Annotated in this window: 10 protein-coding genes; 5 read left to right on the top strand and 5 right to left on the bottom strand. The window is 68.1% G+C overall.

Translation table 11 applies throughout. The features are described from left to right. Positions 1–144 precede the first annotated feature (144 nt). The 5 genes from AB0B82_RS11590 (at position 145) to AB0B82_RS11610 (ending at position 4,458) form a co-directional block, all read left to right on the top strand. Positions 145–1,497 carry a PLP-dependent aminotransferase family protein gene (locus AB0B82_RS11590; RefSeq protein ID WP_360165363.1) on the top strand — a complete coding sequence of 451 codons (1,353 nt, stop codon included), beginning with the start codon at positions 145–147 and terminating at the stop codon, positions 1,495–1,497. 86 nt (positions 1,498–1,583) lie between these two features. Then, on the top strand, positions 1,584–2,483 hold the full coding sequence (pdxS, locus tag AB0B82_RS11595; protein WP_360165496.1) for a pyridoxal 5'-phosphate synthase lyase subunit PdxS: 900 nt from the start codon (positions 1,584–1,586) through the stop codon (positions 2,481–2,483). Between the two features lie 8 nt (positions 2,484–2,491). Then, the gene (locus AB0B82_RS11600) at positions 2,492–3,058 is read left to right on the top strand and encodes a hypothetical protein (protein ID WP_360165366.1); all 567 of its coding nucleotides are present in this window, start codon (positions 2,492–2,494) and stop codon (positions 3,056–3,058) included. Further along, a complete protein-coding gene (gene pdxT / locus AB0B82_RS11605; protein ID WP_360165369.1) occupies positions 3,055–3,660 on the top strand; it encodes a pyridoxal 5'-phosphate synthase glutaminase subunit PdxT in 606 nt (201 codons plus the stop codon). Before AB0B82_RS11600 ends, pdxT begins: the two co-directional genes overlap by 4 nt. 33 nt (positions 3,661–3,693) lie before the next feature. Then, positions 3,694–4,458 carry a YebC/PmpR family DNA-binding transcriptional regulator gene (locus tag AB0B82_RS11610; protein ID WP_360165372.1) on the top strand — a complete coding sequence of 255 codons (765 nt, stop codon included), beginning with the start codon at positions 3,694–3,696 and terminating at the stop codon, positions 4,456–4,458. Between the two features lie 54 nt (positions 4,459–4,512). Here AB0B82_RS11610 and AB0B82_RS11615 read toward each other — a convergent pair whose 3' ends face one another. The 5 genes from AB0B82_RS11615 to AB0B82_RS11635 all read right to left on the bottom strand — a co-directional run bounded on the left by AB0B82_RS11615 (position 4,513) and on the right by AB0B82_RS11635 (position 12,558). Further along, on the bottom strand, positions 4,513–5,310 hold the full coding sequence (locus AB0B82_RS11615; protein WP_360165375.1) for a hypothetical protein: 798 nt from the start codon (positions 5,308–5,310) through the stop codon (positions 4,513–4,515). 79 nt (positions 5,311–5,389) lie between these two features. Continuing rightward, a complete protein-coding gene (locus AB0B82_RS11620; protein WP_360165378.1) occupies positions 5,390–8,092 on the bottom strand; it encodes a Tat pathway signal sequence domain protein in 2,703 nt (900 codons plus the stop codon). A 27-nt stretch (positions 8,093–8,119) separates the two neighbouring features. Beyond that, a complete protein-coding gene (locus tag AB0B82_RS11625; protein ID WP_360165381.1) occupies positions 8,120–10,672 on the bottom strand; it encodes a Tat pathway signal sequence domain protein in 2,553 nt (850 codons plus the stop codon). After that, positions 10,669–11,556, bottom strand: a complete 888-nt coding sequence (locus tag AB0B82_RS11630; RefSeq protein WP_360165384.1) for a carbohydrate ABC transporter permease — start codon at positions 11,554–11,556, stop codon at positions 10,669–10,671. The genes AB0B82_RS11625 and AB0B82_RS11630 overlap by 4 nt, the downstream gene beginning before the upstream one ends. 21 nt (positions 11,557–11,577) lie before the next feature. Then, positions 11,578–12,558, bottom strand: coding sequence for an ABC transporter permease subunit (locus AB0B82_RS11635; RefSeq protein WP_360165386.1), 981 nt, complete (start codon positions 12,556–12,558; stop codon positions 11,578–11,580).

Raw genomic sequence — 12,558 nt, forward strand, 5'->3', positions numbered from 1 at the left:
GCACCAGATCCGTACTTTCCGGACGCGAAAATACGGATCTGGTGCACAAAGTCGGCCTTTCCCGGGAGCGGGGGTACGGCGGGGCGTGGTGGGCGTGATGGGCGGGGCGAGGGGGCGTGAGGCCAGTTGTGGGAGACTGGACTTATGTGGCGGTCGGGGGATCTGGACGGGGCGGACGGGACCAAGACCGAGCAGGTCGAGGGGCTGGTGCTGCGGCGGATCGAGCGGGGTGATCTGTCGATCGGGTCGCGACTGCCGTCCGAGCGGGTACTGGCGGAGCGCCTGGGCGTGAGCCGCGTGACAGTGGTCCGCGCCCTGGAGAACCTGCGCCGCGACGGCGTACTGGAGACCAGGCGTGGCTCCGGCACCGTAGTGCGACCGCTGGACCGTCTGCTCGACCCTGTCGCTCCTGCGTCCACAGTCACACCCGGCGACCGGCCTGTACTGGACCTGCGCTTCGCCACCACAGCTGCCCCGCACGACGTAGCCGAGGCAGCTGCCCAGATCGTCCAGGACGGTCTGCCGCAGGCAATGGGTGGCGACGGTCCGCCACCCGGCGGTTCGCACGAGTTGCGGGCCGCCCTGGCCGAGCGTCTCACCGCAGAGGGTGTGCCGACCGAGCCGGACCAGCTGACCCTCACCGTCGGCGCAGCGGCCGGTCTGAACGCCGCACTGGCCGGACTGGATCTCGGGCCGGGCGTAGCGATCACCGAAACCCCGACGTACCCGGCAGCCTTCGATCTGCTCCGCAAACATCGTCTGGACGTCGCCGGCTGGCCCGCAGGCGTCTGGGACACCGACCAGCTCGCTCACCTGTGCAGGAGGCACCGACCGAAAGTCATCTACCTGCAGGCCGACAACCACAACCCGACCGGGTTGAGCCTGCCCGCTGACCGGCGCCAGGCCGTGGTCGAGATCGCACGGCGGTACGACGCGGCGCTGATCAGCGACGAGACCATGCGGCCGCTGTGGCTGGCGAGTGGAAAGCAGGCCGAGCCGCTGAGCCGCTACCCGCGCACGGTGAGCGTCGGGTCGCTGTCCAAGACGGTGTGGGGAGGTCTGCGGGTCGGCTGGGTACGGACCGGCAAGCAGCTGCGGCGGCGCATCAACACGGCCGCACAGCTCAGCGTGGCGTCGCCGAGCGCACTGGACGACCTGCTGGCTCAGGCCATCATTCCGAAGCTCGACAAGGTGATCGGACGCCGCAGGACCCGCCTGCGCGCCAACCTGAACGCCCTGGAGGCCGGACTGCGCACACTCGACGGCGTGGCGTGGCCGACGCCGACGGGTGGTATGACGCTGTGGCTCGAGCTGACCGAGACTCGCGCGCGCCGGGTCCTGGACGCTGCACGTGAACAGGGTCTGCTGCTGGGCGCCGGTGACTTGTTCACGCCGGACGCCACCGATCGACGGCACATCCGGATCCCGTTCACCGCGCCGCCCGCCACACTCCGGCTGGTAGTGTCCCGGCTCGGCGAGGTGCTTCAGTCCACTTGATCATCAGTGGACTGATGGTGCACGCGTCGGACCTCCTAATCTGGTCGGTGAGCCCCCAGCCTCAGGAGGAAGCAGTGACCCAGGAAGTGACCCCGAACGAGACCCCGCAGACCGGTACCGCGAAGGTGAAGCGCGGCATGGCCGAGATGCTCAAGGGCGGCGTGATCATGGACGTCGTCACGCCGGAGCAGGCCAAGATCGCCGAAGACGCCGGCGCGGTCGCGGTGATGGCGCTGGAGCGTGTCCCGGCCGACATCCGCGCCCAGGGCGGCGTCTCCCGGATGAGCGACCCGGACATGATCGACGGCATCATCGAGGCGGTCTCGATCCCGGTGATGGCCAAGGCCCGGATCGGTCACTTCGTCGAGGCGCAGGTCCTGCAGGCTCTCGGGGTCGACTACATCGACGAGTCCGAGGTGCTCACCCCGGCCGACTACGCCAACCACATCGACAAGTGGCAGTTCACGGTGCCGTTCGTGTGCGGCGCGACCAACCTGGGCGAGGCGCTGCGCCGGATCACCGAGGGGGCGGCGATGATCCGCTCCAAGGGTGAGGCCGGCACCGGTGACGTCTCGAACGCGACCACGCACATGCGTCAGATCCGCCAGGAGATCCGCCGGCTGCAGAACCTCCCGGACGACGAGCTGTACGTCGCCGCGAAGGAGCTGCAGGCGCCGTACGAGCTGGTCAAGGAGGTCGCCACGCTCGGCAAGCTGCCGGTCGTCCTGTTCACCGCCGGCGGGATCGCCACCCCGGCCGACGCCGCGATGATGATGCAGCTCGGCGCCGAGGGCGTGTTCGTCGGCTCCGGCATCTTCAAGTCCGGCAACCCGGCTCAGCGCGCCGAGGCGATCGTCAAGGCGACCACCTTCTACGACGACCCCGACGTGATCGCCAAGGTCTCCCGTGGCCTCGGTGAGGCCATGGTCGGCATCAACGTCGACGAGATCCCGCAGCCGCACCGCCTCGCCGAGCGCGGTTGGTGACTGCAGGCGTGAGCGAAGGACTGCAGGCGGTCGACGAGCGCACCGCCCGGGAGCTGCGCGGCCTGGCGCGGGTGCTGGTGCGGTCCGGGTACGCCGACCACGCCACGATCACCGCCGCGCTGACCGAGGCCGTATCGGAGGACGCGCCGGCCATGGACCCGGCCGCGCTGGTCCCGCTGCTGATCGGCGAGGCAGTGGTCGATCTGAACAAGGACGCGGCCACCTGGCCGGAGGTCACGGACCCGGACCGCTTGGACGCCGTACTCGCGGAGCTCGAGCGGCGCGGGCTGGTCGTGGTCAGGTACACGTCGGACCATCACGCTGCCCGGGAGGTGCTGGAGGTCGCCGAGCAGCCGACCGGTCTGGTGTTCTTCACCGACACCGACGTGTGGCACGCGGTCGACTTCGGGATGCTCGAGCTGAAGCTCTGGCATCCCGACACCGCCAACGTCGCGCCGGGGGAGCCGCTGCTGGAGGACGTTCTCGCCCTGCTGCGAGCCAACGGCCTGCCCGCGACCTTCGACGAAGGCCGAATTGAAGTCATCCTGAGCTGGCAACGGAGAGTCCACCTGTGAGCACGATTGGTGTCTTCGCCCTGCAGGGCAACGTGCGGGAGCACGTCGCGATGCTGCAGCAGGTCGGTGTCGAGGCGGTGCCGGTACGGCGGCCCGAGGAGCTGGCCCGGGTCGACGCGATGGTGCTGCCGGGCGGCGAGTCGACCACGATGGACAAGCTGGCCCGCGCGTTCGAGCTGTTCGAGCCGCTGCAGAAGCGGATCGCGGAGGGGATGCCGGTGTTCGGCACCTGCGCCGGGATGATCATGCTGGCGAACGAGATCACCGGCGGGATCGAGGGCCAGGAGACGCTCGGCGGCCTCGACGTGACCGTCCGGCGGAACGCCTTCGGGCGGCAGGTGGACTCGTTCGAGGCGGACCTGGATTTCCCGACGCTCGGCCCCGATTTCGACACGCCGTACCACGCGGTGTTCATCCGCGCACCGTGGGTGGAACGCGTCGGACAGGGGGTGGAGGTACTCTCGACAGTGAGGACGGGCCCGGCCGCGGGTAGGATCGTCGCGGTTCGCCACGACCGGCTGCTGGCCACGTCGTTCCATCCGGAGATGACCGGGGACGCCAGGCTGCACGGCTACTTCGCCGAGCTGGTCCGCAGCCTCTGAGTCAGTTGCAGCGGTAGAAGGGTTGGGTTTGCCATGTCAGGCCACTCCAAGTGGGCCACCACGAAGCACAAGAAGGCCGTCATCGACGCGAAGCGCGGCAAGCTCTTCGCGAAGCTGATCAAGAACATCGAGGTGGCCGCCCGGATGGGCGGTGGCGACCCGGCCGGGAACCCGACCCTGTACGACGCCATCCAGAAGGCGAAGAAGTCCTCGGTCCCGAACGACAACATCGACCGCGCGGTCAAGCGTGGCTCGGGTGCCGAGGCCGGCGGCGCGGAGTACCAGACGATCATGTACGAGGGCTACGGCCCGAACGGCGTGGCGATGCTGGTCGAGTGCCTCACCGACAACCGGAACCGGGCGGCCGCGGACGTCCGGACCGCGATGTCGCGCAACGGCGGCTCGCTCGCCGACCCGAACTCGGTCGCGTACCTGTTCAACCGCAAGGGCGTGATCGTGGTCGCGAAGGACCAGGAAGGCCGCACGCTGTCCGAGGACGACGTGATGGAGGCTGTGCTCGAGGCGGGTGCCGAGGAGGTCAACGACCTCGGTGAGTCCTGGGAGGTCATCACCGAGGCGACCGACCTGGTCCCGGCCCGGACCGCGCTCCAGGACGCCGGCATCGACTACGAGTCGGCCGAGGTGCAGTTCGTCCCGTCCATGACGGTGGAGCTGGACGCCGACGGTGCCGGCAAGATCTTCCGGCTGATCGACGCCCTCGAGGACAGCGACGACGTCCAGAACGTCTACGCGAACTTCGACGTCTCCGACGAGATCATGGAAGCCGCGAACGCCTGAGCCGCGCCGCATGAGCAGCACCTGCCCGGGCCTCGCGGCCCGGGCAGCGCCGCATCACATGCCCAATGTCTTGCCGTCGATCACCTGGGCGGCCGGCGGGGCCTTCGGCGGGCTCACCTTGTTGTACTGGCTGAAGGTCAGCGCGTCCTTGCCCGACTCCAGCCGGAGCGGGAGCGCCGTTGCAGCGTCGACCCACAGCGTGCCGTCGGGCTCGGTGAGACCCACGGCGTTCACGCCGCCGACAGTGCGCGGCGCGGTCTTCTTCGGCGTGCCGCTCGGCTCGAACAGCGTGTCGAAGAACTGTGGCTTGCTCGCGAAAGCCGCGAGATCGCCGAGGTCCTTGTCGTCCAGTGAGGTCTTGATCCACCGCCCGCCGACCGCGGCGATCGCGGCATCCGCCTCGGACTTCTTCGGGATCTGCGCGCGCCAGAACTTCTCGCTGATCTTCAGATAGGCCGTCCGGCCCAGCACGATCACCGAGAATCCGGCCCCGTTGATGCTCATCGTGCCCTGGCCGCCGCTCCGGGTGAGCTGGACGTCCAGCACCATCCGGTCGCCCTCGTCCGTCAGGGCGCCCTTCATCCGGACGCTGGCCGCGGTCTTCGCCGCGGTTTGGGTCTTGGTGAGGATCGCCGCGGCGGGCAACCCGGCGATACCGCTCGGCTGCGACGTCGCAGGGCTCGTCGCGGGTGTGCTCGGCGGCGTGCTGGACGCTGCGGCAGGCGAGCTGGGCGCCGGCGTGCTGCCGAGCGCGGCGTCACCGGCTGCCGGGTCCGAAGAACCCTGGCAACCGGTGACGAGGACAACCAGCACACCCGCCATCGCCCCGGCGGCCGTACGACGTTTCAGCATCTTTCCCCCTCTTTGGGCACTCTGCAGTGCACTTGAAGACATAGATGCCTGGGAACGCCGAAAGGTTGCGATCAGCGCCTCACGGATTGGTGATCCGGTCGCCGGCCAGTGCGAGCGTCTGGATCGCGGAGAGTCCGTAGAGCGCCGTGGTGTTGGTCGAGACCCACTTCGCGGCCTTGGTCGGGTTGAGGGTGCTGTCGACGTCCTCGGCCGTCCATGGCAGGTTCGGGCCGTAGCCGTCACCGGTGTAGAACTCCTGCCAGGCGCGGGTCGCCAGGTCGTCGCGGTCCAGCCGGACAGCGGCGTACGCCGTGAGGCGCGCATGGCCCTGACGCAGGATCAGGTTGCCGAAGTGGGCACCGCACTCCGCCGTCTGCTCGGCGCGGCTGGCGTTGTACAGGCGGCAGTACTGCAGCCACGCCGCCTCGAACGCGGGCATGTCCACCAGGTCGATGAGCTCGGCGCAGACCTCCACCTGGCCGAACATGGCGCTCAGGTGCGACACGCTGACCAACTTCTCGGTCACCGGTGCGAAACGGCCGGTGTCCAGGTCGTACAGCCCGCTGCCGGTAACGAAGCCGTTCGGCATCGCACCGATCGTCTCCATCGTCCCGAGCAGCTTGGCCTTCGCCACGTCCGCCTTCGGCCCCCGCCGCTCCCACTCGGTCAGCCAGGCGGCCGCCAGACCGCTCCAGTCCGTCCCGAGCCCGATGGACAGCGCATGCGGGTCGGGCTCGTACGGCTCGGTGCGGATCTTCCGCAGCGGATCCAGCACGAGGAACGTCTGGTCGGAGTCGACCAGCTCGGACAGCAGGTCGCCCGTCCGCTCGTCGGCAGTCAGGTAGTAGTAGAACCGCCGGTACGCCGCCGTACTGATCCGCTGCTGTTTCGCGCTGTCCGCCCAGTGCTGTACGCCGTGCCGCGTGCCCAGACCGGCCCACTGCCCGAGATGGTAGACGTCGACCTCGCCGGTGTGCCGTGTCATCGCCTCGGCGAACCGGAAGATGTCGGACCGCCCGGAGCGCAGGAACGCGTACCAGAGCCACAGGTCCGGTGACAGCTCCGAGTTGTCCCACGCGTAGCCGCCGACGTCGTACCGCCACACCTGCCGGTCCTCGTCGAAGGTGTGCATGATGTCGCCGTAGTCCCAGAACCCGTACCAGTGCCGCGACTCGACCTGTCCGCGGTAGTAGTCGAACAGGAAGTCCAGGTGGTCCTCGATCGCGTTCTTGGCGGGTACGGACCGGTCCACCGGGCTGAACAGGGCGCCGAACACCCGGGTGCTCACCAGATGGTCAACCGGGTTGATCAGCTGCGGTGGTGTCCGTACCTGGTCGGCCAGGTCGCCCAGCCGCTCGGCCGACGGTGTCGCATCCAGCGCCCAGAAGGTCAGCTCGGACGTCCGGGCGATGCCGTACGGCGTCCCGAAGCCGGGCTCGTAGTCCTCGTACGTGATCTCGAGGGCGTCCAGTTGCTCCGGGTAGGTGTCCTGGCCCATGCCGTCGTGGTAGAACCGCGTGTCCATCGCACCGGCCTCCGGTGACCACAGCCAGACCGTCACCTCGGCCTCGTCGGTGGCAGCGTTCCGGATGTCGAGCTGCGTGGGATGCCGCTGCCAGAAGTCCCGCAGTCCGAAGGCGAAGCCGCCGCTGACACCGCCGACGTACCCGAGACCGGACGCACGCTTGCCCTGGTCGACGGCGACCCAGCCGCGGCCCTTCTTGGTCCGCTTGCGCACCGTGAACCCGTCCGCGGTCAGCTGGCTGAGCGAGTAGTCGCCCCACTCCGGAATCCACTGCAGCCGTGTCGTCACGCGCTGGTCCCACGTCGACGGATCCGGCAGCTTGGTCCCGGCCACCTGGGCCGCCCGGACGGCGGCGCCCGGATCGCGGCGCAGACCGGTGATGCCCTTGACCGCCTCGGTCAGCATCCCGTGGTCCGCACCGACGAAGCGGACATGCCGGTCGTACGTCGCGTCGCGCATCGGCACCGCGAACCGCACGCCGAGCCCCGCGATGTAGTCCTTCTGCCCGTCGCGGTCGTAGACGAACGTGTGCACCATCCGCACGTTCTCCGCACCGGCCACGAAGTACAGCCGGATCGAGAACGGCAACCAGGTGCGGCCCTTGCGGGACTTGTGCCGACCGTCCACCTTCACCACCGCACGCACCGGACCGGCCTGCTCGACGGTGATCTTCTGGATGTCGCTGACGTACCGCTCGCGGACCGCGCCGCCTTCCTCGTCGTCGGCGATCTTGTCTTGCTTCAGGTTGACCAGCACACCCTTGTGCGCGATCAGCACGTCACCGCGCCAGATCTGGCTGACGACCTCCGGCCCGCTCTTGCGGATCCGGGCGCGGATCACTCCGGTGTCCACGTCGACGTACATCTTCTCGTTCTTGACCGTGACCGGCCGCGGCGGCGCGGTCGCCGTACCGGGCCCGAGCGTGTACGACTCGGCCGGCGCGTCCACCGCGATCGCGTGCGCGCTCCACTTGAGCGAACCGTCCGGCCAGTAGGCGGTCGGCCAGCTCTGCAGCGGTACGTCGGCGCCGTCCGCGGCCTTGAGCGCGAACGACTGGTTCGCCGGTACGGTGCCTTTCGGCCACGGCGTGCCCCACGTTGTGACGGCTGCGGTGGTGGGCTTGCCTTCGAGCCAGGTCAGCTTCACCTCAGGGGGTTCGGCGGCCGCGGCTGCCGGGGCGTTCTCAATGCTGTCGAGCAGGGACACCGCAGGTACGGCGGCCATACCTGCGAGGACAGTACGTCGGGAGACCTCCATGCTGCTCCACCTCTGTCATTTCCGCTGTTACGTACGAATGTCAGGACGGTGTTCGGGGATCAATGCGAGGTTCTGAATCGCTGCCAGCGCGTACTGCGACGCGCCGTTGGTACTGATGAACGCGGCCTCGTCGACGGGCATCAGTGCACCGTCGACCGCGGTGGTGCGCCACTCGGCCGCGCGCTGCATCGCGTTGCGGTTCAGCTGGTCGCCTTCGTCGACGAAGAACTTCCGCCACGCCAGCCGGGCCAGTTCGGAGTCGCCGGTCCGCGCGGCGGCGTACGCGGCCAGTCGGCTGTGCGCCTGGACCAGTGAGATGCCCTGCAGCGGCTGACCGACCGCAGCGGTCTGCTCCTCGGGCGACAGCAGGTACAGCCGGCAGTAGTCGAGCCATGCCTTCTCGAACCCCGGTACGTCGAGGTCCAGGTCGATCAGCTCGGAGCAGATCTCCGGCAGCCCGAACAGCGACGAGAGATGCGAGACCGCGATCTGCCGGCGGCTCGTGTCGAACCGCCCCGTGGTCAGGTCGAGACGTGCGTTGCCGGTCAGGAAGCCGTAGTGCAGCGCGGCGATGTCGGACATGGTGCCGACCAGGCGCGAACGGGCACGCTCGTCGCCGTGGCGCTCCCAGCGCGTCAGCCACGCCGCAGCCAAGGCACCCCAGTCCACGCCGAGCTCGATGGACAGCGCATGGGGGTCCGGCGTGTAGACGTCCGGGCGCACCTTGCGCTGTGGGTCCACAGCGAGGAACGCGTCCTCGATGGACGCCAACTCGTCCATCAGGTCACCTGTGCGCTCGTCAGCGGTCAGGTAGTAGTAGAAGCGCCGGTAGATCGCACTGGAGATCCGTACCTGCTTGCAGCTGCAGCCCCAGTGCTGCACGTTGTGCCGTGATCCCAGACCCTTCCAGCGCCCCAGGTGATGTACGTCGACCTCGCCGGTGTGCCTGGTCATCGACTCGGCGAAGCGGAACACATCGGCCCGCCCGGTCCGCAGGTATTGGTACCAGAGCCACAGGTCGGGGGAGAGCTCCGAGTTGTCCCAGGCGTACCCGCCCACGTCGTACCGCCACGTGTGCCGGTCGCCGTCGTAGGTGTGCATGACGTCGCCGTAGTCCCAGAACCCGTACCAGCGCCGCTGCTCGCGTTGCCCGACGTAGTACTGGAACAGGAAGTTCAGCCGCGCCTCGACGTCCTGATGGTCCGCAGTGGGCAGACTCCAGGTGCCGAACACCCCCGCCTCCAGCAAACGCGCTGGCGCCACCGTGAGCAGACCGGGGGAATTCAGCAAGGCTACGTGCTCCGACAGCTCGTCTGACGATGGCGTGCTGTCGTAGACGCGCAGCGTCAGCTCATGAGTCCGGGCGATGCCGTGCGCGTTGCCGAATCCGGGCTCGTAGTCCTCGTAGGTGATCTCGAGTCCTTCGAGCTGTTCGGCGTACGTGTCCTGATCCATGCCGTCGTGCCAGTAGCGGACGTCCATAGCCGGCGCACTGGGTGACCACATCCACACCGTGGCGGTCGCGAGGTCGGTGGCCGCGTTGCGGATGTCCAGACGCGTCGGGTGGAGTTTCCAGAAGTCACGCAGTCCGAAGCCCAGCCCGCCGCTCACACCGCCGACGTACCCGTAGCCAGGCGCTCTGGTGCCGGACGGGATCGTGATCCACCCCTGACCCTGGCCGGTGCGCTTCCGCAGGGTGAAGCCGTCCGCGCTGGTCTGGTCGAGCGTGTAGTCGTTCCACTGCGGGATCAGGTGCAGGCGGTCGGCCACCTCGTGATTCGGGATCTCCTCGACCACGCCGCCGGCCACCTGCGTACGCCGTACCTCCGCACCCGGATTGCGCCGTAGACCGGTCAGGCCGCGGACTGCCTCGGTGAGGAAGCCGGACGGACCGGCCAGCCGGATGTGGCGGTTGTGGGACTCGTCGCGCATCACCACGTCCGCGCTGAGTCCCAGGCCGGCGAGGAAGTCCCGGTCCGGGTCGCCGTCCCAGACAAAGCTGTGAACGACCCGCACATCCGTCGCGCCGGCGTAGAAGTAGAGGCGTACCGAGAACGGCAGCCAGTCGCCGTGTCTGCCCTCCAGCTTCACAACCGCCCGCACCGGGCCGTCCTGTTCAACGGTGATGCGTTCGACCTCAGCGGTCGTCTGCTCTCGCCGTACGCCGAGGTCGTCGTCGGGAGCGTTCTGGCGCAGACTCACCAGGCGGACGTCCCGTACCACCTCCTGACCGTCGTACGAGATCTCGGCGACCAGTCTGGGCGCGCGGAGCACCCACGTGACCGGTCCGGTCGACACTCGCACCACACCGGCGGCCTGCTCGACCAGCACCGGTTGCTCCGGCGTGGCAGGCTCACCGACCACGAGCTCGTACGACGATTCGGGCTGCCCGGACGGCCCGATGGCGTGCGCAGACCACTTGACCGAACCGTCCGGCCATGTCGCGGTCGTCCAGCTCTGCACCGGCGTACCGTCGGCCAGCGCGAACCGGGTGCCCTCGGCAACCGTGCCACGCGGCCACGGAACACCCCAGGTGACGCCTTGCGCACAAGGAGTTTCCAGCCACTGCAGTGTCGTCATTCCTTCACCGACCCGATCAGGACACCCTTGGCGAAGTGCTTCTGCAGGAACGGGTAGAAGAGCAGGATCGGCAGCGTCGCCACCACCACGACCGCGAACTTCAGGCCCTGCTCGGGAAACGTGACCGTCTCCAGTTGCTGCAGCACGTTCGCCGAGTCCGCGTTCGCGGCGGTCAGCTGCCGGACGATCATCTGCAGCGTCCACTTCTTGCTGTCGTCGATGTAGAGCAGCGGCGACATGTAGTCGTTCCATATCCCGACCGCGTAGAACAGCGAGAACGTGGCGATGATCGGCTTCGACAACGGCAGCACGATCCGCAGGAACACGTTCAGCTCGTTGCAACCGTCGATCCGGGCCGCCTCCTCGAGCGCCTCGGGCAGCTCCTGGAAGAAGCTCTTCACCACGATCAGGTAGAACGGGTTGATCGCCAGCGGCAGGATCAATGCCCAGTAGCTGTCCAGCAGTCCGAGGTCACGGACGACGAGGTACGTCGGGATCATGCCGCCGCTGAACACCAGCGTGAAGATCACCAGGTTCAGCACCAGCGCCCGCCCCGGAAGGAACCGCTTCGCCAGCGGATACGCCATGGTCAAGGTCAGCACCAGCTGGACCAGGGTGCCGACCGCGGTCACCGCGACCGTGGTCAGCAACGCGCGGACGAACGTATCGGTCGAGAAGATGTAGTGGTAGGTGTCGGTGACGAACTTCTCCGGCCACAGGAAGAACGGCCGCGAACTGATCTCGGACTCGGTCGCGAACGATCCGGCTAGCACGTAGAGCAGCGGCAGCACCGTGATCAGCGCCAGCGCGGTCAGCAGCACGACGTTGAGCACGTCGAAGACGCGGCTGCCGACCGAGTCGTAGTACTTGACGCGTTGTTTCATGAGCAGTCCTTTCCCCGCGACTCAGAAGAGCCCGCGCTGGCCGAGCCGCTTGGCCAGGAAATTCGAGCCGAAGATCAGCAGCACGCCGACGATCCCCTTGAACAGGCCGACCGCGGTCGCGTAGCTGAACGACCCCTGGGTGATGCCGATGTAGTAGACGAACGTGTCGAACACGTCGGCGACGTCCCGGTTGAGCGAGGTGGTCATCAGCCAGATCTGCTCGAACCCGGAGTCCAGCAGGTTGCCCGACGTCAGGATCGCCATCACCACGATCGTCGGCCGGATCGCCGGCAGCGTGATGTGCCAGAACTGCCGCCACCGCCCGGCGCCGTCCACCCGGGCCGCCTCGTACAGCTGCGAGTCGACACCCGCCAGCGCCGCCAGGTAGATGATCGTGCCCCACCCGGTCTGTTTCCACAGCAGCTGCAGCACGATCAGCGGCCGGAACCAGTCCGCCTGCGCGACGTAGTCGGTCTTCTGCCCGCCGACGATCCCGTGGATCCAGTTCGCGATCACGCCGAAGTCCACCGAGAACAGCAGGTAGGTGAGCGAGGCAACGATCGTCCAGGACAGGAAATGCGGGATGTAGACCAGGGACTGCACGGACCGTTTCAGCACGTTGATCCGTAGCTCGTTCAGCATCAGCGCCACCACGATCGGTGCCGGGAACACGAACAGGATCGTGAGCAGCGCGAGCAGCAGCGTGTTGAACAGCAGCCGGCCGAAGTCCGGGCCGGTGAACAGCTCCTGGAAGTGCTTCAGTCCGACCCACTCGCTGCCCGAGTAGCCGAGGAACGGCACGTAGTCCTTGAACGCGATCGTCAGCCCGTACATCGGCAGGTACTTGAACAGCGCGAAGTACGCCAGACCGGGCACGAGCATCAGGTACAACCAGCGGTACCGCCACAGGTTGTGGGTACGGCGGGTGCGCTTGCGGGTGGCCGCCGGCCGCGGGGACTCCGCGGCCGGCGGTACCACCTCGGGCACCAGGTCGGTGGCCAT

The sequence above is a fragment of the Kribbella sp. NPDC048915 genome, from assembly GCF_040649595.1.
Lineage (GTDB): Bacteria > Actinomycetota > Actinomycetes > Propionibacteriales > Kribbellaceae > Kribbella.

What these genes read in the sequence shown, in the direction of transcription:
- AB0B82_RS11590 (WP_360165363.1), top strand. Translation starts at nt 145, where the DNA reads ATGTGGCGGTCGGGGGATCTGGACGGGGCGGACGGGACCAAGACCGAG.
- AB0B82_RS11610 (WP_360165372.1), top strand. Translation starts at nt 3,694, where the DNA reads ATGTCAGGCCACTCCAAGTGGGCCACCACGAAGCACAAGAAGGCCGTC.
- AB0B82_RS11615 (WP_360165375.1), bottom strand. Translation starts at nt 5,310, where the DNA reads ATGCTGAAACGTCGTACGGCCGCCGGGGCGATGGCGGGTGTGCTGGTT.
- AB0B82_RS11620 (WP_360165378.1), bottom strand. Translation starts at nt 8,092, where the DNA reads ATGGAGGTCTCCCGACGTACTGTCCTCGCAGGTATGGCCGCCGTACCT.
- AB0B82_RS11625 (WP_360165381.1), bottom strand. Translation starts at nt 10,672, where the DNA reads ATGACGACACTGCAGTGGCTGGAAACTCCTTGTGCGCAAGGCGTCACC.
- AB0B82_RS11630 (WP_360165384.1), bottom strand. Translation starts at nt 11,556, where the DNA reads ATGAAACAACGCGTCAAGTACTACGACTCGGTCGGCAGCCGCGTCTTC.
- AB0B82_RS11635 (WP_360165386.1), bottom strand. Translation starts at nt 12,558, where the DNA reads ATGGCCACCGACCTGGTGCCCGAGGTGGTACCGCCGGCCGCGGAGTCC.